Annotated in this window: 19 protein-coding genes, 1 tRNA gene and 2 pseudogenes; 8 read left to right on the plus strand and 14 right to left on the minus strand. The window is 61.8% G+C overall.

Features of this window, described 5'->3' with window-relative positions; all coding sequences use genetic code 11:
- Positions 1-900: 900 nt before the first annotated feature.
- Together AC0L3I_RS11735 and AC0L3I_RS11740 are read left to right on the plus strand one after the other, a co-directional pair.
- Positions 901-1,194 (plus strand): GYD domain-containing protein, encoded by a 294-nt coding sequence (locus tag AC0L3I_RS11735; protein WP_123146088.1) that lies wholly within the window; start codon positions 901-903, stop codon positions 1,192-1,194.
- A 319-nt stretch (positions 1,195-1,513) separates the two neighbouring features.
- Complete coding sequence (locus AC0L3I_RS11740) at positions 1,514-1,912, plus strand: VOC family protein (RefSeq protein ID WP_473527008.1); 399 nt, start codon at positions 1,514-1,516, stop codon at positions 1,910-1,912.
- Between the two features lie 288 nt (positions 1,913-2,200).
- Here the strand turns inward: AC0L3I_RS11740 and AC0L3I_RS11745 are convergent, their stop codons facing one another.
- The 8 genes and pseudogenes from AC0L3I_RS11745 to AC0L3I_RS11780 form a co-directional block, all read right to left on the minus strand.
- Positions 2,201-2,485: a transposase gene (locus AC0L3I_RS11745; protein WP_473527129.1), complete on the minus strand. Its 285-nt coding sequence runs from the start codon at positions 2,483-2,485 to the stop codon at positions 2,201-2,203.
- 64 nt (positions 2,486-2,549) lie between these two features.
- Positions 2,550-2,702, minus strand: a pseudogene (locus tag AC0L3I_RS11750) (IS6 family transposase); the annotation flags it as partial.
- 320 nt (positions 2,703-3,022) lie between these two features.
- A pseudogene (locus tag AC0L3I_RS11755) lies at positions 3,023-3,253 on the minus strand (tetratricopeptide repeat protein); the annotation flags it as partial.
- On the minus strand, positions 3,225-6,020 hold the full coding sequence (locus tag AC0L3I_RS11760; protein WP_473527130.1) for a DUF1156 domain-containing protein: 2,796 nt from the start codon (positions 6,018-6,020) through the stop codon (positions 3,225-3,227). The gene AC0L3I_RS11760 and the pseudogene AC0L3I_RS11755, both read right to left, overlap by 29 nt.
- A gap of 39 nt (positions 6,021-6,059) precedes the next feature.
- Entirely contained in the window at positions 6,060-6,746 is a 687-nt protein-coding gene (locus AC0L3I_RS11765; RefSeq protein ID WP_473527009.1) for a DUF3780 domain-containing protein, read from the minus strand.
- 19 nt (positions 6,747-6,765) lie between these two features.
- Positions 6,766-9,891 carry a DUF499 domain-containing protein gene (locus AC0L3I_RS11770; protein ID WP_473527010.1) on the minus strand — a complete coding sequence of 1,042 codons (3,126 nt, stop codon included), beginning with the start codon at positions 9,889-9,891 and terminating at the stop codon, positions 6,766-6,768.
- 274 nt (positions 9,892-10,165) lie between these two features.
- A tRNA-Arg gene (locus AC0L3I_RS11775) sits at positions 10,166-10,242 on the minus strand.
- Positions 10,243-10,492: 250 nt separating this feature from the next.
- A complete protein-coding gene (locus tag AC0L3I_RS11780) occupies positions 10,493-11,377 on the minus strand; it encodes a D-alanyl-D-alanine carboxypeptidase family protein (protein WP_473527011.1) in 885 nt (294 codons plus the stop codon).
- A 397-nt stretch (positions 11,378-11,774) separates the two neighbouring features.
- Between AC0L3I_RS11780 and AC0L3I_RS11785 the strand changes: the two genes are divergently transcribed.
- Together AC0L3I_RS11785 and AC0L3I_RS11790 are read left to right on the plus strand one after the other, a co-directional pair.
- Complete coding sequence (locus AC0L3I_RS11785; protein WP_473527012.1) at positions 11,775-12,884, plus strand: hypothetical protein; 1,110 nt, start codon at positions 11,775-11,777, stop codon at positions 12,882-12,884.
- A 363-nt stretch (positions 12,885-13,247) separates the two neighbouring features.
- Entirely contained in the window at positions 13,248-13,901 is a 654-nt protein-coding gene (locus AC0L3I_RS11790; RefSeq protein WP_473527013.1) for a nucleoside triphosphate hydrolase, read from the plus strand.
- On the opposite strand, the gene AC0L3I_RS11795 is transcribed toward AC0L3I_RS11790, so the two are convergent.
- The 4 genes from AC0L3I_RS11795 to AC0L3I_RS11810 all read right to left on the minus strand — a co-directional run bounded on the left by AC0L3I_RS11795 (position 13,898) and on the right by AC0L3I_RS11810 (position 16,628).
- Complete coding sequence (locus AC0L3I_RS11795) at positions 13,898-14,230, minus strand: hypothetical protein (protein ID WP_473527014.1); 333 nt, start codon at positions 14,228-14,230, stop codon at positions 13,898-13,900. The two genes, AC0L3I_RS11790 and AC0L3I_RS11795, sit on opposite strands and share 4 nt — an antisense overlap.
- Before the next feature lie 138 nt (positions 14,231-14,368).
- Positions 14,369-15,073, minus strand: a complete 705-nt coding sequence (locus tag AC0L3I_RS11800; protein WP_473527015.1) for a glutathione S-transferase family protein — start codon at positions 15,071-15,073, stop codon at positions 14,369-14,371.
- Positions 15,074-15,164: 91 nt separating this feature from the next.
- A complete protein-coding gene (locus AC0L3I_RS11805) occupies positions 15,165-16,373 on the minus strand; it encodes a beta-ketoacyl-[acyl-carrier-protein] synthase family protein (RefSeq protein ID WP_473527016.1) in 1,209 nt (402 codons plus the stop codon).
- Positions 16,374-16,628: an acyl carrier protein gene (locus AC0L3I_RS11810; RefSeq protein WP_010912831.1), complete on the minus strand. Its 255-nt coding sequence runs from the start codon at positions 16,626-16,628 to the stop codon at positions 16,374-16,376.
- 473 nt (positions 16,629-17,101) lie between these two features.
- Between AC0L3I_RS11810 and AC0L3I_RS11815 the strand changes: the two genes are divergently transcribed.
- The 4 genes from AC0L3I_RS11815 (at position 17,102) to AC0L3I_RS11830 (ending at position 18,969) form a co-directional block, all read left to right on the plus strand.
- Positions 17,102-17,944, plus strand: coding sequence for an urease accessory protein UreD (locus AC0L3I_RS11815; protein WP_473527131.1), 843 nt, complete (start codon positions 17,102-17,104; stop codon positions 17,942-17,944).
- Between the two features lie 28 nt (positions 17,945-17,972).
- Positions 17,973-18,275 (plus strand): urease subunit gamma, encoded by a 303-nt coding sequence (locus tag AC0L3I_RS11820; protein ID WP_023801505.1) that lies wholly within the window; start codon positions 17,973-17,975, stop codon positions 18,273-18,275.
- A gap of 10 nt (positions 18,276-18,285) precedes the next feature.
- A complete protein-coding gene (locus AC0L3I_RS11825; protein WP_473527017.1) occupies positions 18,286-18,543 on the plus strand; it encodes a DUF1272 domain-containing protein in 258 nt (85 codons plus the stop codon).
- A 120-nt stretch (positions 18,544-18,663) separates the two neighbouring features.
- Positions 18,664-18,969, plus strand: coding sequence for an urease subunit beta (locus AC0L3I_RS11830; protein WP_065011660.1), 306 nt, complete (start codon positions 18,664-18,666; stop codon positions 18,967-18,969).
- A gap of 26 nt (positions 18,970-18,995) precedes the next feature.
- On the opposite strand, the gene AC0L3I_RS11835 is transcribed toward AC0L3I_RS11830, so the two are convergent.
- Complete coding sequence (locus AC0L3I_RS11835; protein ID WP_473527018.1) at positions 18,996-19,490, minus strand: hypothetical protein; 495 nt, start codon at positions 19,488-19,490, stop codon at positions 18,996-18,998.
- A 126-nt stretch (positions 19,491-19,616) separates the two neighbouring features.
- On the minus strand, positions 19,617-20,000 hold the full coding sequence (locus AC0L3I_RS11840; RefSeq protein ID WP_258121036.1) for a hypothetical protein: 384 nt from the start codon (positions 19,998-20,000) through the stop codon (positions 19,617-19,619).
- Positions 20,001-20,145: the final 145 nt, after the last annotated feature.

The following is a 20,145-nucleotide window of genomic DNA, read 5'->3' on the forward strand; positions in this document are numbered from 1 at the left end:
CTGCATATGCGCAAAACGGATCCTGCGAACGAGATGGTCAGAGTAATATATCAGGGACCCGCAATCTTGGAATGGGCAAAGCTGCCGATTGGCACGGCACCGCACGTTTGACACCTGCCAGTCGCCGCCTTCGCGCGGCACCACTCGGCCGTCGGTCTTCAAAGTCTCGCTCTTGGCGTTGATTCGGCTGTGCGCCACCTTTCGGGTCCTTCGCCCAATTCTGGATCAGACCCCACCGCGCCGACACAAACATGGTCGTACCGCGCACCAACTCATCGACAACGATCATCGGAAATGTCAGCCGGGGTGCGCCGTTCTAGACCGGAAACTGGTTCGACAGCCGGTCGACCTTGTCCGGATCAGCGAAGGAAAACTTCGCCACCATCTCTGCGATAGAGCGCTTTACATGAACCCGTCCTCACATCGGGCGAAGATTGTTGCCCGAAAATCGAGACTCGAGCTTCTGGACTCAGGACAGCGACAGACACCGCTATGACAATCGTTCTGGCTGGTGGCGAAAGCGTGCTGTAAGTCTTGTCCTCCAAGTGGCCGTCGATCTCAGCTACAGTCCCTCGACGGTCTTCCTACACTTGGGCCGGCTGCGAGGAGTTGGACGACGTCGCAGGGATGGCTTCGCCGAACTGCTGGACCACGGCTCGATCGAGATCACATTCGCATCACAATGGCGACGAGGCCATCCTCCAGGCCAAACGTGATCCTTCTTCAACGGCCTGCTAGGGCCTTCCGCCCACTGTTCCCGAGCCAAGGCGTCATAAGGGAGCCATTCTTGCAATCGGCCTTAGCAATGGGACGCAGTTCGCGTGACGTGCTATGCTTTGAGGCGGGAGATACGGCGGTCGCCGAAGCGCCCGCACGCCTCCCTGTCTATGGGAGGATAATATGGCTTACTATGTGCTGCTCACCAACTTCACGGATCAGGGGGCAAAGACAGTCAAGGACACCGTAAAGCGTGCTGAAGCATTCAAGGAGATGGCGGCCAAAAGCGGGGTCAAAGTGCATTCGCTTTACTGGACGCTCGGTCAGCACGACGTGGTCGCGATTACCGAAGCCGACGATGATATAGCCGCGACCGCGCTCAGCTTATCAATAGCTTCGCTCGGCAACGTCCGAACGCAGACCCTAAGGGCGTTCGACGCCAACGATATGGCAAAGGTCATTGCCAAGATGGGCTGAAAAAAGAAGCGACAATAAAGATCGCGCCGACCGTTGGCGCAGGCAAACGGCCGACGCGACCGCGCCGATCCACAGTTCCGGGTTTCAGGCACGTGACCTGTGGGCGCGGGCTTCGGAAGAGATGGTTTACGTGGTTTGTGACTCAGTGCTTCCGGGAGGCTTCCCTGGAATGTCTGAGCCGGCGGCGACCGTGTCCTCGACGTCGGCGATCTCACCGTCTTGGCCGTGGCGCCGGGTAGGCGATGCAGCGAGAGCGTTCATCGTTCTTCATCGTTCAATGGAGGGGTGAGGAGGGCCGGGCGGGACCAAGGAGAATCATATGTTCAGCCATGTAAAATTCGCCCATCTGCCAGTGCGCGACCAGGATCGCGCGATCGCATTCTATCGCGACAAGGTAGGGCTTAAGGTCGCGACGGATGCTCCCTATCGGGACGGTCTCCGCTGGATCGAGCTGGCCGTCGGGGAGTCGCCCACCCATCTGCTTTTCACAGAGCGGCCCGACGACACGCCCGGCGAGACGCCGAGTGCAATTCTAATTACACCCGATGTCGGGGCGGCCTATGAACGGCTGACAGAGCGCGGCGTGGAGTTCACGCAACCGCCGTCGCCGGCACCTTGGGAGCCAGGCGCCACCAACAGCGGGGGCTCGACGGCGCTTCCATGCACGCGGCGAGCGGTGAGCGAACCTTTTCGAGTTGACCCCCGACCTCCTGGTTAAGCCGGTCCCAACTTGCCTGGGACGGCCATTCCGGGTGAGTCGGACGGACGCGCGACATAGAACGGTCTGCTGCCGCCGCCTGGATCGGGCTGAGCACCCACGACCACAGGCTGTGCAGGAAGGGGAGGGCTGCTGCGGTTGTCCGCAATAGACGTCTTCTGTTCATTTGACCCCGTCCTTAGCCCGAAGGCCCGTGTTCGATGGCCCGGAGGTAAGCTACCGCCGCCTCGGCACATCCGCAATAATCAGGTGTCTGGATTCCGCTTATCCCTCCGCTCCAGGGTCTCCTCAAGGTATCGCGCGGCTCCGGCTCAGTGGGCCCCGAAATAATCGGGAGCGAGGCTTGCATCGCGGCGCCGCGCTTATAGGCCTGGGCCCGTCATCGCGACCGATGATGCCAATCGGGATGAACTCCATCGCAGCGGATTTGTCGGCCCCTTTCGGCTGGGGCGCGACAGCTGGCAGGCGGCCCTGCCCGACCTCGGGACGCCAAATGAACAGCATGTTGGCGTTCATGTTGCGCCGGCGCGCCGCTTCGGCCACCGACGTGCCAGGCACCAGCGTCTCCGCCACGATCCGGGACTGGTTTTGTTGCAACGGCTGACTTGGGACGCAGGGAGAAGTGGTGCGCTGTTGGTCAGGCGGCGAGAATGGCGAACTGCTCGGCCAGGGATGGATTGGGATTGTAGGTGTACCTCGCCTGGTGCTTGCGCATCATGTGAACCATCTCGATACCGGACAGGATGATGCCGGCGGTGACGGTCGGCTTGAAGCCGAGCATCGGTCGAATTGAAAGACGGCTGACTGGATGCCGGCGTTGGCGACGAGAGCTCGCGGTTCTGTGCCGCATTGCCGGCGCATTCGATCGCGGCCTGTTCGAGGCGACAGGTGTGCGTTGCGCAGCCCCTCCATCAGCCGACCGAGCTGACCGGGATCCCGATAGGGGAGTATCTGACCGAGGCGTTCGACGGAAAAATTCGGATTGACCTGCTGCGTCTCCTGCCAGTAGCGGCGCGCTTCGTCGTGGCGTCCGGTGAGGCCATAGAGGCAGGCGAGATAGAAGCGCGTCATGTCCGTCCGCGGCGCTAGCACCAGCCGCCGCTTGAACGCGATCTCGGCTTCGTCCAAGCGGCCAAGCGCCAGGAGGGCCCTTCCCATTAGGTGCAGGGACATGTCGAACTGGGGATCGAGCCGATGGGCCCGGGTAAAAAGCGCAACCGCATCTTCATGCTGCCCCTGGAAATCCCTCACGCTGCCAAGTACGCTGAAGGCCTGTGCGGAATTGGGGTCGAGAGCGATGGCGCGCTCCGCTTCATGCTCCGCCTCGTCCAGGCGCCGCATCCAGGAAAGGCAGATCGCAAGCGCGACATGGCCTTGCGGCTCGGTGTCGTCGGTTTCGATCGCCTTGTGCGCCAGTTCCCGCGCCTTGGTCAGGTTGTCCTCGGTCGCGCCGTTCCACTGGTTGGCGTAGTCGGCGAAGGTGACCATGGCGAGCCCCGAATAGCCGAGAGCCAGCCCCGGATCTATCGCCAGTGCGCGCTCCAGCATCTTGCGCGCTTCCACCGATGCCTCGGGACGAAATTGCAAGGCGGTCTGGCGGGCGCGGACGATCAGATCGTAGACCTCCGGATCGACCTTGCCGTGCTTCCCGCGCCGCGCCTCCTCGCCGGTGGTAAGCTTCACCTCGAGCGCGCTGACGATGGTGCGGGTCACCTCGTCCTGAACCGCGAAGATGTCTTCGAGACCGCGATCGTAGCGCTCCGCCCAGAGATGGCCGCCCGTCGTTCCGTCGATCATCTGGGCGTTGATGCGGATACGGTTGGCGGCCCGACGCACGCTTCCCTCCAGCACGTAGCGGACGCCGAGCTCGCGGCTCACCTTGCGCACGTCCGGCGCCTGGCCCTTGTAGGCGAAGGAGGAATTCCTGGCGATGACGAACAGGCCCGAGACCTTCGAAAGGTCGGTGATGATGTCCTCGGTGATCCCGTCGGCAAAATAGCCCTGCTCGGGATCGCCCGACATGTTGTCGAACGGCAGCACCGCAATCGACGGCTTGCCGAGCGGCGGCTGCAATCCACCGACTGCATCGGCGGGCGCGGCTGTCTTCGGCGACCAGGTCCAGATGTGCAGCGCGCGCTCGATGTTCTTGACCTCGCGATTGCCGCCGTCGACGAAATCGATGCCCAGGCGGCCGCGCATATGCTCGTGGATACCATCTGAAAGGAGGCGACGGGTTCCTGCGGAGCCAGGCAATAAAGTACTCGGTGATTTCGTGATAGTTCACCGCATCTGCGTAGGGAGGGTCAGTTACGAACATATCTACGATGTTGGAGACTGAGGTAGCAGGCATCGGCGTTATATGTGCTCGCGTCGACGGAATTGGAAAGCTTTCCGTGTCCAATCGGCCGGACTCCAGTACACTTGCGACGCCCCGACAGCCATAATTCAGAAACGTATTGAGCGCCTGATTGTGAAAAACATGGTCATACTTGACAGCGCCTCCTTGGCTGGCGGTGCTATTGATCATGCAGTTGCGAGAAGTAATATTTAGGGATTGTGCTAAATCCAAATATAATTCTGGGTACTTATTTGCAGCTTCTTTGTATTTTGCTAAGGCGATAATATGACGAGCTCCAAATAGATGATGCCAATGTGACCAACCACGCTCGCGAAATAGACGAGTTGTCTCATCCCCCGGTTCAATCGGCATGTCCGGCGCGAGCCCTTCGCTTTGCCACCGTGCCAAATTCTCGCGAACAATCGCTTCTACGGTTCGTTCCCTTGCGATGTCATCCGCGGTTACGCCGGCGAAATAGGATTCTTGGCGGCTCTTGCCCAAACTGTCCTTGGTAATCCACTGGATCGCGTAGAGCCGCTCCTGCCAAATATCATCAGGACGTGGGATGAAATCCGACTTGTCCCAAAGACGCAAGCGGTTGCGGTTGACACCTTTCTCATCCCGAAAATCACCGCGGATTGTCTTTATCTCGACGCCAGAGCGCTCCGGGTTCATCGGGTGCACTAATCGTCCGTCGCGAACCGTGCCGTTTGCAGCTTCCACCATCTCGTCAAGCCGTACGCCCGAATGAATTTGAATCTCGTACCGCTTGGCGGCGTGATCAGGTACGAGCTTGGCCACAACATTCCACTTTTTGGAAATGACCCACGATGGTGCCATAGGCACCATCCAGCCCGTCTTCGGACATCGGGTTTCGAGACAATAGAGGTACGCTTTTGCGCGGTTGCCGTCCTTATCGTGCTCAATGCCGAGCCGAACAATCTCTGCATCAACGGCCGCCGCGACGTCCTTCTGCGTACGCTCGATTTCGGCGCGCTTTTCCATGGACGCCCCGATGATGTTGAACGCGCCCCAGGTTAGCATGCATGCGATAGGGTTGAGGTCCGAGGCATAGACATCGCAGCCGATGCGCGCTGCCTCAAAAGGGATCGATCCACCGCCGCAAAATGTGTCAGCCACTTTGGGTCGATGACCGAACCTGGCAATGCCCAATTGTTCGACCAACTCAGGCAGTGAGCGAGCGTCTGTGCCTAGGTGCTGGTTTATCGCCGGCCAGATGCCGGCCAGCAGTTCTGACACGTCGCATTCTTCCGGCCGACGCACGCGCATCAGGCGCTCGGCGTACGGACGACTAGCAAAGGCCTCCGCAACGCGCGCCTGCCGGTCGACCCTCATCAAATCGTCGCGCCACACGCGTCTGCTTCCGAGCTCCTCAGTGATAAGTTCAGCATGGGCCGGAAACAGCCGCGCGAACTCCGATGCGCTTCCGTCGAATCGTCGGCCGAATGCTTCGTCATCCATTGCCATTAGCTTCAGGAAGACTTCGAGATCAGTGGCGGGATCATCGCTCGTTGGCATGAGGCAACCAAGCACCACAGCACGAACGAGAATGAGCGGCTTCCTTCCCTTCCAATAGGAGCCGAGTGCCGTCAGAGTCTGTCCCTGCCCCGCTTTGCGCTCTTTGTAGGCTTCCGCCGAGAGCCGTCCAACAGGAAACTCTGCCTCAATGAATGAAGGCGCATTTTTCAGGGAAAATGGCGCAAGACCCTTGGCGCCCTCTTGTTGTCCTGCAGTAATTTGCGCGGTCATCGAAACTCCGGATCTCTATTTGACGCTAACGCTGCAAACCTATTCGGTAGGCAGGGGCGGGGCGAAGAGGAAACCCGGATCGTCGGGCATTGATTTCTTGGCTTTGGCACGCTTCGCCTTGCCGCCTGCCCCGGCATAGCTTTCATTCGCGCGCGGTGCGAGCGTGCCGCGGCCTGCGATCGTGCCCAGGTGAAAAGCGTCGTTCCGGGTGCCGAAGCATAGCGCCTGGCGCAACGCGCCGCGCCAACCCATCCCATATTGATGGGCAAGGCCGGTCGCAGCGGCCGTCATCGTGTAGAGCCACCAGCGTTCTTCGGCCTTCAGGCCGACCCAATTGCGGATCGCGACGGCGACTTCTTCCGGCTTCACATCGGCCAGCTCGACCGCCCAGAGAAGCACCAGCAGTTCCTTCCCCAAAAGCCGCTGCACCGCGGTTTCCTCGGCACCCCAGCGGCCGGCAGGCTTGCCCTCCGCCTTGAGCCGGCGATTGAACTCAGAGCGCAGTTCCGGCGAAATCACATCCCAAACATCGCGCGAGGTTTCGCAGCGCAGAATCGTCTCCGGCGCCCATTGCGCCTCGCGCTCTGTCGGCGGTCGCCCGAAGACCTCGAAGACCTGCACCTTCGCGTCGCGACCCTTCGTCAGGCGCACGAGATAGCCGTGCTCCTCGTAAATATCGGCGCAATCAAAGTTTGGGATCCCGGATCCTTGGCTCACTGCTTTCATGGCTATACCAACGCGATCCTCACATCTGCGTCCACATCACACGATCAAAATCCTCGCTTGCCGCGTCGCAAAACGCAGTCAGTTCGCGTCCCGACGGGAATGCGATGCCATCGAGGCGCAATTTTACGGTCGGAGCCGAGGCGTTCAGCCTCTCAACGAGGGTCTTCACCAGCGCATCAAGATCAGCGGCGGGGACGGGGACATCGCGACCAAGTCGCAGGGTGAGGAAATCAGCCTCCGAGCGCGCACCATTGACCTCGATAGAACCACCCAGGATGCGCACGTCGGGCGTCTTTGCGAGGCGATCAAGCGCGGAGAAGGCGGTAGCGGTATCCTTAGGCTCGAAACGCGAGGTCATGGTCGCCGGCGCGTCGGGCTTCAGTGCGGGCTTGACCGGGCTATAGCGGCCGCCGCCGGGCTCGTTCATGCCGCCTTGCAGCGGAGCGCTTTCTTCCTCGCTGAACTGGCCGTTGATATCCGCAACCGCCCGAAGGCGGGTGGCTCCGGCGGGCGCATCGATCTCCGCACCAACGACCGGGCCGCTCTTCGGATCTGAGCCGTCGAAAGTGGCGCGAACCTGCGCCGAGCGCGGACTGACGACGAACGTCACCTTGTGCCCACCGGAAACCCTCTTCACATCCGGTTTCACGCGGATCGGCGCGCGCCATTCGAAGGCGTCGCCGGTCTTGGCTTCGCCCTTGCTATCGACCGCTACGAACCATGCCGCTGCAGCCGCCGTCTCATGGACGCGCCCGTTGAGTTTCGTTGCCGTCGCCGGATCGGGAGGCCCGTTCTCGGACACATAGACCATATCCGCGTCTTCGGGCGTGACGTTGATCAGGAACCGGCCCGTTTCGAGCGGATTCGGGCCGAAATCGTCCAGGCGCGCAGAGACTTTCGTCTTGCGCTCCCACTTCTTCGCGATCAGCCCTTCGCGTTCCCGCCAGAAGCCGCGTTGAACGGCGGTCTTCACCAGTTGATCGAACCCGCCACGCGGCAGCCAGAACCAACCGGATCGTACCGCAGCGTTGCGCTTCAGCGAGGATTGCTGAACGGCGTCGGCGTCGAAGAGGATGTCTTCGGCGTCGAGGCGGAGGGTTTCGAATTCGGCGTCGAACTTGTCGCTGGAGATGAACTTGCCACGCTTCGTCAGCGTATCGACGATCTGCTGTTCGCCGGAATAGTCGTTGCGGTCGAATTCCATGCGGAAGTCGTCAACCTTGCGGAGCGCCTTGCCGGTCGGGAAAACAATCGTCTTGAAGGTCTCGCGAAGCGCGCTGGTGAAGCCGGCGGCCTCGCGCTCCTTGACGCCCTGAAGTTCCTGCATCTGCGACGACGATAGGCCGTGCTGCCCCTTGATCCGCTCTTCGACCTTCTCGATGGCCCGCGTGCGCCGCGCGCTTGTTCGAAGGGTCGAAACCGCGTTCGGATCGGCGGTGAGAACCAGAACCCGGTTCTGCAGGTCCTGTTTTTTCCACCAGTCGTCAAAGTCCTGAGGCAGCTTATCGGCGGCCCGTTCCAGGATAACGAGTGTCGGACGGTCATCATCGAGCTGGATTTCGTCGAGCGCGGGTAAGATCGCCATCCGATCGGAATAGAGCGCGCCGGTGCGAGGTTTGAATACCTCCTGCAACTTCGCTCGAAGCGTCTGATCGACCTGTTCTTCAGCGATGTTCGAAGCGATCTCGGTGATCTCAGCTGTCACGTTTGCGGTCTGGCCGAAGAAGACACGCTGATCAACACCTTGAAAAAGATACCAAGCTTGGCCCTGGATTCGGCCGAGGGCAGCCTTGATTTCAGAAACCTCCAGGAGCGGATCGACCAGTGTCTCGATCAGTTCGCCGTCCGTCAGGCCACGCAGCGGTGATTCGGCCGTCGACAATGATGACATCAGCAAAACCTTGGCCACTGCCGATGCAGTTGGAACACCATCCGCGGCCGCGATCTTTTCAGCCAGAGCGTTGCCTCGGTCCGCCACATCCCGCGAGATTGCATTGGAATAAGCAGGATTGATTTTGCGGACTTCCTCAAGCGTCCCTTGGTCGTTGAAATCGAGGTGTTGAAGTCCGATCAGGAAGGCATTGTCGTTCGCATTGAGCGCCCCGCGCACGGCGAGGCGCAGCAATCGAATGAGCGCACGGGTTTTCTGGTAGCCGCGGTTCTCCGAGAAACGGGCGACGATGTCACGGATCGAAGGATGGAAGGGATAGGTTTCCCGGATGCGCTCGATGAACGTCTCCGGCGTAGTCGCGATAGTGTCGACGCGCTTGGCCTTTTGAAGCGCGTCGACATAAGCCTGAGCCACTTCATCGATCCGGTCGGCGGATGGCAGGCTATCGAAGAGACGCTTTCGAACAATCGCAAATACCTCGCCGGTATTCTGCTGGACCGGGGTGATCGCTTGCGCGTTCCGGTCGTAGTGCTTGGTGAGGCTCTCAATGAGCGTTCGAAGCTGGCCGGAACCATCAAGATAGACGTCGTCCTTCAAATTCGTGACGACTACACATGCACGCGGGCATCGAGGCAGGGCATTAAACAAACGTTCAAGCGCACCAATCGTCAGATCACCAAGCGTCGTGTTTCCGACGGGCTCGCCCTGCGCCATCTGGAGGTAGCTGGGCAACTCATCTAAGAGGATAAGCACCGGTTCATTGCCAAGAACAGCTACCCACTCGTCAACCCCCGGCGATCGTGCACCTTTTTGCCAAAAGGGAGCCATGACATCGCCATGGCCCAGCTTGTCGGCAACGTATCCCCACAACAGACTGTCGGGGTTCTGGTGGCCATTGAAGATCACCACTTTTGCGGCACCAAACTCGGTGCCGCTGGCGATACGTGGGACTACTTCCTTCCGCAAATCGGGATCAGACGCAAGCAAGCCAAAAGCGATCAAGCTGTGTGTCTTACCGCCGCCCATTGCCTGGGTAAGATAGAAAGCTCCATCGTCAGTTTTTCCTGCCAGACGTTGAAATCCGCGTTGCACGAGCAATTCCAGGCCCGCAGTGAAGTGATTGCGTCGAAAGAAATCTCGGCCGTCGATTTTACCCGAAGCAAAATCCTCAAGTTGAGCTACCTGCTCGACTAGGCTGTCGCTCTCAACGAGAGGGCTCGTGGTACAGAGTTGTTTGACCGTCGCTATCGGCATCGCCCCTCCTTAAATCATCGATCGACAATAGTTCAAGTTAGTCTGATAGCGCGTCCACGAGCAAATGTCTGACTTTGCAGTCGAAGGCCTGCATACGTTCACAGTTTTATCAAGTTCAGCGCGCGCCAGATCGTTCAGAGGCAAATTTCGGCAGTCCGATCCTGATTTCTTGCCCGCCATCAGGCAAGTAAGTGTTACCCGGTTACCGCAGAAACCGACTGTCGAAAAAGAAGTTGGAAAAGGAGAATTTTACCGAATGATTTCTGTGACTTAATGGCGCACCCGACAGGATTCGAACCTGTGACCTCTGCCTTCGGAGGGCAGCGCTCTATCCAGCTGAGCTACGGGTGCCTTCAGGATCGATAATCCGGAAAACGAACCAGCCGGTGAACCGGCCGGCCACGGCTTCTTAGCGGAAGCAGGCGCAGGCTTCAACGGGCAAGTGGGCCGAAGCCTGAAATGAAAAACCCGCCTCGGCGGGCGGGTCGTCGGCGCAAATCAGCACGATGAATAAATTCCTAGCATAATTGCCGTCACCTGTCAAGTTGAACCACCCACACCGATCAAGAGCTCGCCCCCATCGCTGCCGAACTTCCACCCCTCACTGCTCGGCATACAGCAGCCGCGTCGTCGTGTTCGACGTCGGCGACAGGTTGCGCTGGATCAGCGCCTCGACGTGGTCGTTGCGCTGGCGCGCGCTGTCGGCGCCCATCACCACGAGGATCAGCCGGCGGCCGTCGGCATCGTAGGAGGTGACGATGTTGAAGCCTGAGGCCCTGATATAGCCTGTCTTGATGCCGTTGACGCCGCGGACGCGGCCGAGCATGTCGTTGTGGCCGCGCACCAGCCTGCCCCGGAACATGAAGTCGCTTTCGGAGAAATAGTGGAAATGCTGCGGGAAGCGGGCGCGCAGCGCCGTGCCGAGCACCGCCATGTCGCGCGCCGTCGTCAGCTGGCCGGCGTCCGGCAGGCCCGACGCATTGCGGAAGACGGTGCTGCGCATGCCGATCTGGCGCGCTTTGGCCGTCATCATCGCGGCAAACGCCTGTTCGCTGCCGCCGAGATATTCGGCGACGGCGACCGCCACGTCATTGGCCGATTTGACGGTGATCGCGCGGATCGCCGATTCGACATCGATCGTCTCGCCGCGCCTGAAGCGCAGCTTGGTCGGCGGCTGCCTGGCGGCGTTGTCCGACACCGGGATCAGCGTCGTCTTGCTGATGCGGCCCTGATCCAGCGCCTCGAACAGAAGGTAGAGCGTCATCATCTTGGTCAGCGACGCCGGATAGCGCGGCGCCGTCGAATTGGCCTCGAACAGCGTCTTGCCGCTGCTGCCGTCGATGACAACAGCCGCATATTTCTGCGCCGGCGCCGGCACCGCCAGCATGGTCTCCGTCGGCGTCGTCGCGCAGCCGGCAACGAGCAGCAGCAGCGCCAGCGCCGCGACAAATTTCTGGAGGAGCGGAAAGAGGTGCGGGTGGGACAAGATGGGTCTGTTCTGAAAGGTGGCAGTTGCTGAAACGAACGGGAAACTAGCGTAACCCAATGGCGCCGTCTATTTGGTTAATGCCGGTGTTGCCCAGGATTATCCCTCGTCCACAGGCCCGAGGAGAGCTGCATTCGGGCGAATGATCTTCACCCAGGTTCCGCTTCGCTACGTCAACTTCAGGCAGCCCCCTCATCCGGCCGCTTCGCGGCCACCTTCTCCCCGTCGGGGAGAAGAGAAGGGCGCAAACGCCGGCGTCAGCCTCTTCTCCCCTCGGGGAGAAGGTGGCCCGAAGGGCCGGATGAGGGGGCCTGTCTCCGATACGAAGTGCCGGCCACAGCTTGCGTAACCGGCACCGAGCGGGTTTGCTGGCGCCGGCAGAATCAGCAGGTGCGCCATGGATACGCTCACCATCAGGGCAAACGGCATTTCGGTAACGGTCGATCTCACCGTCGGCCATCTCGCCGACATGACGGTCGATATCGACGGGCGCCGGCTAAAACCGCTGCATCGCGCGCCGTGGATCGACGAGCCGCGCGAGACGCTGCCGCAAGACCTGCCCGCCGGCACCGTTCGCCTGTCCGGCGATTTCCTCTGCGCGCCGTTTTCGCGCAGCGATGTCGAGGAAGCACCCCTGCATGGCTGGCCGGCCAACAGCCGCTGGGATGTCGTCGCCTCCGAGGCGACTGCCGATGGCTGGCGGGCCGTTTTCAGGCTGCAGCACCTGGTCATGGGCGCGACGGTCGACAAGATACTCACCCTGCGCGACGACCATCCCTTTCTCTATCAGGAACACGTCTTTTCCGGCGGTTCGGGCGCGATTTCCGTCGCCCATCATCCGATGACGGTGATGAAGGACGGCGGCAAGTTGGCTTTCTCGCCGAAGCGATTTGCCGCAACGCCGGACGACCCGCTGGAGCCCGATCCGGCCCGCGGCCGTTTCCTCTTCGCCTATCCCTCGCGTTCCACCGACCTGACGCATTTTCCCGCCGCCGCTGGCGGCACGCTCGACCTGACCGACTATCGCATGGACCAGAGCCGTGAGGACTTTGTCACGCTGGTCGAGACCGACCATGGCGGGCCGGGCTGGACCGCACTGGCGCGAAAAGCGGAAGCCGATCTCGTTGTGGTGCTGAAGAACCCGGCCGAACTGCCGGTCACCATGCTGTGGATCAGCAATGGCGGTCGCGACTACGCGCCGTGGAGCGGCCGCCATCGCGGCGTGCTCGGCATCGAGGACGGCCGCACCGCGCTCGGCCATGCCGCATCGCTGGGTGACAACTGGCTGAAGCGGGAAGGGGTGGCGACCGCCTTTGCCCTTGGCGAAGGCCGCAATGTCTCGTTCCGCCACATCATCGGCGCCCTGCCTCAAGAAACCGGCGGCGAGCCGCCGCGCGACATCGCCACCGCGCAGGGGCACATGCGCCTCACGGCGGCAGACGGTACGATGCGGGAAGTGGCTTTCGACAGCGATTTCCTGCGGCTCGGCAGGTCGGTCCCAGCCTGAGTGTCCTGGGCGATCGCTTCAGGTTGGAGTTCGCCCCTTCCACTGCGAGCGTTGGCGCTGCCCCCTCACCCGGATTGCCAACCGAATTGCAAAGGGCAATTCGGGGCAATCCGACCTCTCCCCGAGGGGAGAGGAGATCGCCAGCGCCGACGCTTCTCTCTTCTCCCCAACGGGGAGAAGGTGGCCGCGAAGCGGCCGGATGAGGGGGCAGCGGCGTCGACCTCGACAATTGGTCGGTCTTCAACACAAGTAGCAAGAGATCACTACTGAAGCGACTACCCTGGGCAACGCCATTCCCGCGTTTGAATTTCCCGCGAACTATCGCCAAGATGCGATCCAAAACACCCAGCCAGAAAGGCTCCGATGTCCGAGACTGCTCATCTCGCCGCCACCATCTTCAAGCGCGCCGGCAAGGCGCGGCGTTTTGTCGTTGCCATCGCCGGTCCCCCGGGCGCCGGCAAGTCGACGCTGTCGGCCCGCCTGCATGAGCTGTTGCCGGAAGGGGCGGCCGAAATCGTGCCGATGGATGGCTTCCATTACGACGATGCCGTGCTTGAGCAGCGCGGCCTGCGCGCGCGCAAGGGCGCTCCGGAAACCTTTGACTTTGCCGGTTTCGAAACCTTGCTGAAGCGCATCCGCGCGGCCGAGCCCGAAATCGCCATTCCGGTGTTCGACCGCAGCATGGAGCTCTCGCGTGCGGCCGCTTCGATCATCGCCGCCGACACCAAGTTCATCCTGGTCGAAGGCAATTATCTCTTGCTTGACGAGGAACCCTGGTCGCGGCTGGCGCCGCTGTTCGATTTCTCGATCTTCGTCGATGTGCCGCGCGCCGAGCTCGAGCGCCGGCTGTTGGAGCGATGGCACGAGCATGGCCGCTCCGATGAGGACGCCCGCGCCTGGATCGCCTACAACGACATGCCCAACATCGACCGCGTGCTTGCCCGCCGCCGCCCTGCCGATCTGGTGATCTCGCCGATCAATCCTGATTTGCAGGACAGCCCGCGCCTGGAACCTTAGGACTTTCCGGCCGTTATGTCAGATACGGCAATGATGCTGACATGAGGAAACTGTCCAATGGCAACTCCGATGGCAACCAACGCAAGAAAGCCTGCGCCCCGCAAGGGCAGGGCAACTCGCTCAAAGGCAACTGAATCAAAGACAGGCGCTGGCCCAGCGGTCGCCGCCCGCTCCAAGGATGCGGCAAAGCGCACCTTTGGCAAGGCAGCACCGAAGAAGGTGATGCCGGCCGCAGCCAAGGCCACGGCAAAACCCGCCAAGCCGAGGAAATCGACAACCGGCAGCTCCATGGCAGATAGCGCAATGCGCACGGTCAAAACGACGGCCAATGTCGCAGCCGGTGCGGTTGTCGCCACCGCCAGGAGCGCTGCGTCTCTTGCCGCTTCCGTCATGGGCAAGGGCGGCTCAAAACCCAAAACCAAGGCAAAATAGGCCCAGCCGCTTCTCGACGCCTGCGGCCGATTGAGCTAGCCCCTGGCGGGGATACTAAGACCCTTTTGCACCGCCGGGCGGGCAAGGCCGCGTTCCAGCCATGCCGCGACATTGCGAAAGTCGTCGAAGCCGACCAGCTCCCTTGCCTCGTAAAAACCGATCAGATTGCGCACCCAGCCCAGCATTGAGATATCGGCGATGGTGTAATCGTTGTCCATGATCCAGCTGCGGCCCTTCAGCCTCGTCTCGAGCACACCGATCAGCCGCCGCGATTCGTCGCGATAGCGCGCCAGCGGCCGCTTGTCGGTGATCTCGCGTCCGGCGAATTTGTGGAAGAAGCCGACCTGCCCGAACATCGGCCCGATCGAGGCCATCTGGAAGAACACCCACTGGATCGTTTCGTAACGCCGCACCGGGTCGGCCGGGACCAGCTTTCCGGTCTTGTCGGTGAGGTAGAGCAGGATGGCGCCGGATTCGAACAGCCCGATCGGCCTGCCGCCCGGGCCGTCCGGATCGATCATCGCCGGGATCTTGCCGTTGGGGTTCAGCGACAGGAATTCCGGCGTCCAGCTTTCGTTCTTGCCGATGTTCACCGCATGCGCCTCGTATGGCAGGCCGAGTTCCTCCAGCGCGATCGACACCTTCACCCCGTTCGGCGTCGGGAACGAATAGAGCTGGATGCGGTCGGGATGGCTGGCCGGCCAGCGCGTGGCGATCGGAAAGGCGGACAGGTCGGTCATCGAAACTCCAGGGCGGGGATTTTTCGCGCGGAAGCGCGCGGTCGCGGCGAGTGGCAACAAGTCTCGCCGTATTTGGATGATCCGGTTGCGGTCAGACCGCCTTGAACGCCAGCACCGCATTGGTGCCGCCGAAGGCGAAGCCGTTGCTGATCGCCGCGCGCACCTTGCGCTCGCGCGCCACATTCGGCGTGATGTCGAGATCGCAATCGGCGTCGGTTTCGCGAAAATTGGCCGTCGGCGGCACGATGCCTTCGCGGATCGCCATCACGCAGGCGATCAGCTCCAGCGCGCCCGACGCGCCGAGGCAGTGGGCATGCATCGATTTGGTCGAGGAGATCGAAAGCCTGGAGGCATGATCGCCGAAGACGCGCTTGATCGCCGCCGTCTCGATCTGGTCGTTGGCCTTGGTGCCGGTGCCATGCGCATTGACATAGTCGATGTCTTCCGGGTTGAGCCTGGCATCGACGAGGCAGAAGCGCATCGCCGCCTCCGGCCCTTCGATGGTCGGCGCGACGATGTCGGAGGCATCGCCGGAAAGGCCGGCGCCGGCAATTTCGGCAAGAATCGTGGCGCCGCGCGCCATGGCATGCTCGTAGGTTTCCAGCACAACCATGCCGGCGCCTTCGCCGAGCACCAGGCCCTGGCGATCGGCCGAAAACGGCCGGCACGTGTCGGGCGCCAGCACCCGCAGAGCCTCCCAGCCTTTCAGGATGCCCCAGACCAGCGGCGCATCGGTGCCGCCGGCGAGCATGACGTCGGCGCGGCCGAGCCTGATCTGGTCGACCGCCGAGGCAATGGCGTGGTTGGACGAGGAGCAGGCCGAGGTGATGCCGAAGACCGGCCCGCGCAGGCCGAGATTCATGCTGACATGACCGGCCGCAGCGCCCGGCATCACTTTCGGCACGGTGAAGATGCCGGTGCGGTTCTTGCCTTCGAGCAGGATGGCGCGATAGCTCTCTTCGATCGCCTCCCAGCCGCAGACGCCGACGCCGACGATAGCGCCCGCCCGGTAAGTATTGGCTGCGTGCGAGTTCAGTCCGGCTTGTTGCGCGGCCTCCCGCGCGGCGATCGTCGCCAAAAGGCTGAAGCGGTCCATCGAGACGACCTGCTTGCGCTCGATGCCGTGATCGGGAAGCGTCCTGATTTCGCAGCCGACCCTGATTTTCAGGTCATGCAGCTCCGAATTGACGATCGGGCCGATGGCCGAGCGGCCGGCGCGCATCTCGTCCCAGATCGCGGGCACATTGGTGCCGAGCCCGCATATGCCGCCGATGCCGGTAATGACGACGCGCTTGTGCATTCAGGCTTTTTTCGCGATCAGCGCGCGAACCGCCTCGACCATGTCGCCGACGTTCTTCAAATTGCTCCAGGCATCGACCGTGTTCATCTCGATCTCGATGCCATACTGTTCCTCCAGGTCGAAGATGATCTCCGTCAGTTCCAGCGAATGAATGCCAAGTGAGGTCAGTTCGGTGCTGGTGGTGATTTCTTCGCCACCGGGCTCGGCATGAGCTTTGATCTTCTCGATGATGTCCGTTGCCAGCTGGTCAGCCATTCGGTTCCTTCCCCAACCCTTGTCGTTTCTCGACGCCAACTGATCAGCGCCTCTTTTTCCCCAGGCTCAAATCGTCATCATCGCCTTTTATCCCGCCAGGCGCTGTGTGACCGTACCAAGACGGCTCCTCTATAGAAACCGAAACGTTGTCAAGCAACAAGCTATATGTCGACAAAGCCGGCGGTGTGGTCTGGATTTGAGGTTCCTACGACTTTAATGGCACCGGCGGTTAGGAACCTCAAATCCAAATCACACAAGAATGCTATAAGTTGCCAGCGCATGACCCCGGAAACCGGAATCGGTTTTCCGGAACGGATCATGCGCCAACTGGAAAGTGCTGGAGCGTCCTTCGCGCGTCCGAGGGGAGCGCGGCGCTCCAGTGTGGCTTTGAATCCGAAATTCGTTCATTACCCTGCTCCAAAGTGATACGAATTTCGGATTCAAACCATATGAGTGTGGTTATCGTTAGCGCCATGGATATGATCGAACGTGGCCTGACCTATGTGCCGCCGGCCCAGCGCGTCGCCGGAACGGCGCAGCTTGCTTGCGACAGGAATGGCGGCCGCACGCGTCTTCGGCGGCTTTATCAGGATGGTTCCGCCAAGATCCGCATGCCGGCCGTCTCGGCCGATCCGCTCGAAGCCGTCCTGATCAACACCGCCGGCGGGCTGACCGGCGGCGACCGCCTCGGCTGGGAGGTCGATGTCGGCGCCGGCGCCTCCACCACCATAACCACCCAGGCCTGCGAGAAGATCTACCGCGCCGCGTCCGATCGTGCCGAGGTGCAGGTGAAGCTGACGGTCGGCGCCGGCGGCCGCATCGGCTGGCTGCCGCAGGAAACCATCGTCTTTGATCGATCGGCCTTTGCCCGCAGGCTCGACCTGGAGCTTGCCGCCGGTGCCGAGGCGCTGGTGCTCGAGGCGACCGTCTTCGGCCGCCTCGCCATGGGCGAACGCGCGGCGCACGGCAATTTCCATGACCGCTGGCGCGTCAGCCAGGAAGGAGCGCTCGTTCATGCCGAGGATTTCCGCATCGGGCCCGGCATTGCGGCCATTCTGGGCCGTTCCGCCGTGGCCGGCGGCGCCATCGCCATGGCGACGGTGCTGATGATCTCGCCGCGGGTGGAGGCTTTGCTCGATCCGGCCCGGGACATCATCGGCGGCCAGGGCGACGCCAGCGTCTGGAGCGTGAAGAAATCTGGCAAGCTTCTTGCGAGGCTGTTTGCCGAGGACGGCTACCAGCTCCGCAAGCGGCTGGTTCCGCTTGTCGAATTGCTCAACGGACGGGCGGGTCTGCCCAAATTATGGTCACTCTGATTCCGATTACGCCATTCCAGGAAAACGCATGAACCTGACGCCAAGGGAAAAGGACAAGCTGCTCATCGCCATGGCGGCAATCGTGGCGCGCAAGCGGCTCGAACGCGGCGTCAAGCTCAATCACCCGGAGGCGATCGCACTGATCACCGACTTCGTCGTCGAGGGCGCCCGCGACGGCCGCCAGGTCGCCGAACTGATGGAGGCCGGCGCCCACGTCGTCACCCGCGCGCAGGTGATGGAGGGCATCGCCGAGATGATCCACGACGTCCAGGTCGAGGCGACGTTTCCCGACGGCACCAAGCTGGTGACCGTGCATGAACCGATAAGGTGAGGAGAAGAAAATGCTTGAACTGCGCCCCAACTGCGAATGCTGCGACAAGGACCTGCCGCCTGAGGCGGCGGATGCGCTGATCTGCACCTTCGAGTGTACCTTCTGCGCCGATTGCGCGGCAAACGTGCTGGGTGGCGTCTGCCCGAATTGCGGCGGCAATTTTTCAGTGCGGCCGATCAGGCCGGCAGCGATGCTGAACAAATATCCCGCCTCGACAAAGCGCGTCCTCAAGGCCGAAGGCTGCGGCCCGGCCCGCAATGCCGCGTGACGGCACGATCCTGATAACGGAAGGCATATCAATGGTCCCCGCAACGATCAAACGCACGTCGCTCTCGGCGATCCTGCTTTTCGCCGCCGGCCTCGTCTTCGGCGTCTTGTGAGGCTGGCGATGATCCCGGGCGAAATCATCACGGCAGGCGGCGAGATCGAACTCAACAAGGGCCAGCCGACCGTCACCATGAAAGTGGCCAACAGCGGCGACCGGCCGATCCAGGTCGGCAGCCACTATCACTTCTTCGAGACCAATGAGGGGCTGAAATTCGATCGCGACAAGGCGCGGGGCATGCGCCTCGACATCGCCGCCGGCACGGCGATGCGTTTCGAGCCCGGCCAGGAGCGCGACGTCACTTTGGTGCCGCTCGGCGGCAAGCGCGAGGTCTACGGGTTTCAGCAAAAAATCATGGGCGCGTTGTGAGATCAGAAGCGTCGAGCAGTTTCGGCTCAGCTGGGCGGCTTGGCGGCGGCGTAGATGACGACCTTTCCAGGATCGTCGAATTCCACGGCGAGAACGTCTTCGGTCTGCACGCGTCGAGAGTCGATGGCGTTGAACAGCAATGCGTTCGCCTCGATCTCCTGGCGCAGTTCCGCAATGTCGTCCTGATGCTGCTCGACCTTGCTTTCTATCGCCGGCGGCAGACCGCCTTCCGTGCGCGCCGCGTCGGTAAGGAACACGATGTCGACTTTGTCGAGCTTGGACGTCTTGCGCACCGTGCCGATGTTTTCACGCGTCCGGTCGATCGCCGTGGCGACTTTGCCGGCTTCCACAGCCGTGTTGGTCTCTTCCTGGCCGACCTCCGAGCCGATGATCTTGTTGACCGTATCCGGGCCTTCGAGGCCCTGCGCATTCAGCGCGGCCTGGGGAACGCTCGCCGCGAGAAACGCAGTTGCGGCAATCATATGCAGCCATCTGGTGTCGGGGAAGGTGGTGATCGCCATCGCTCGCTCTCGGAGCCGCTTTCGAGACTCGTTACTAGGCCAAAAAGTCGAAACGTATTCCGCCCTGCGAAGGTTCCCTCCCGGATGCGGCAGGCCGGCCTTGTGCCGGCCCGCCACAGCGCATCGTCAGCTCGCTTTCTTGGTGATCAAGGTCAGCGAGCCATTGGCATCCATGCTGGCGGCGATCACTTGCGCGGAGGTCAGTCCTTTGGCTTCGAGCGCGGACTTGACCTGGGGGGTCGCGTCGATCGAGCTGCGCAATTTCTGCAGGCCGTCCTCGCCGCGCTTGGCGATCACTTCGTTGACCTTCGTCTTCGTTTCCTCCGGCAGTTCCTCGATGTCGACGACGTTGACGGTCTGAATCGCCGGCGCTTCCGGCTGGGCGCCGGGCGCCGCGGGAGCGGGCGAAGCCGGCGGCTCGCCGGGTTGCGGCGCAGGCTGTTGCTGGGCGCTGGCAGCGGTCGCGAGCAGGAGGGTGGCGGCGGCTGCGAGACTTATCGTTTTGCGCATGGATCTTCCTTTCCATCGGTTGGCGAACGGTCGTTTTGGGGTGACCCGGCCACCTCAAACGTTAAATGGGATCGGAAGGTGTCGCTCAGCGGGTCATTGCGTGACCATAGGATGGCGACAATGTGGGGCCGGGCTTCGGCCGGCT

It is taken from the genome of Mesorhizobium sp. WSM4840 (assembly GCF_055811755.1).

Excerpts from the sequence above, each read along its gene's own strand:
- AC0L3I_RS11735 (WP_123146088.1), top strand. The coding sequence starts at position 901 with ATGGCTTACTATGTGCTGCTCACCAACTTCACGGATCAGGGGGCAAAG.
- AC0L3I_RS11740 (WP_473527008.1), top strand. The coding sequence starts at position 1,514 with ATGTTCAGCCATGTAAAATTCGCCCATCTGCCAGTGCGCGACCAGGAT.
- AC0L3I_RS11760 (WP_473527130.1), bottom strand. The coding sequence starts at position 6,020 with ATGACCGCGCAAATTACTGCAGGACAACAAGAGGGCGCCAAGGGTCTT.
- AC0L3I_RS11765 (WP_473527009.1), bottom strand. The coding sequence starts at position 6,746 with ATGAAAGCAGTGAGCCAAGGATCCGGGATCCCAAACTTTGATTGCGCC.
- AC0L3I_RS11770 (WP_473527010.1), bottom strand. The coding sequence starts at position 9,891 with ATGCCGATAGCGACGGTCAAACAACTCTGTACCACGAGCCCTCTCGTT.
- AC0L3I_RS11785 (WP_473527012.1), top strand. The coding sequence starts at position 11,775 with ATGGATACGCTCACCATCAGGGCAAACGGCATTTCGGTAACGGTCGAT.
- AC0L3I_RS11790 (WP_473527013.1), top strand. The coding sequence starts at position 13,248 with ATGTCCGAGACTGCTCATCTCGCCGCCACCATCTTCAAGCGCGCCGGC.
- AC0L3I_RS11800 (WP_473527015.1), bottom strand. The coding sequence starts at position 15,073 with ATGACCGACCTGTCCGCCTTTCCGATCGCCACGCGCTGGCCGGCCAGC.
- AC0L3I_RS11805 (WP_473527016.1), bottom strand. The coding sequence starts at position 16,373 with ATGCACAAGCGCGTCGTCATTACCGGCATCGGCGGCATATGCGGGCTC.
- AC0L3I_RS11810 (WP_010912831.1), bottom strand. The coding sequence starts at position 16,628 with ATGGCTGACCAGCTGGCAACGGACATCATCGAGAAGATCAAAGCTCAT.
- AC0L3I_RS11815 (WP_473527131.1), top strand. The coding sequence starts at position 17,102 with ATGGATATGATCGAACGTGGCCTGACCTATGTGCCGCCGGCCCAGCGC.
- AC0L3I_RS11820 (WP_023801505.1), top strand. The coding sequence starts at position 17,973 with ATGAACCTGACGCCAAGGGAAAAGGACAAGCTGCTCATCGCCATGGCG.
- AC0L3I_RS11825 (WP_473527017.1), top strand. The coding sequence starts at position 18,286 with ATGCTTGAACTGCGCCCCAACTGCGAATGCTGCGACAAGGACCTGCCG.
- AC0L3I_RS11830 (WP_065011660.1), top strand. The coding sequence starts at position 18,664 with ATGATCCCGGGCGAAATCATCACGGCAGGCGGCGAGATCGAACTCAAC.
- AC0L3I_RS11835 (WP_473527018.1), bottom strand. The coding sequence starts at position 19,490 with ATGGCGATCACCACCTTCCCCGACACCAGATGGCTGCATATGATTGCC.
- AC0L3I_RS11840 (WP_258121036.1), bottom strand. The coding sequence starts at position 20,000 with ATGCGCAAAACGATAAGTCTCGCAGCCGCCGCCACCCTCCTGCTCGCG.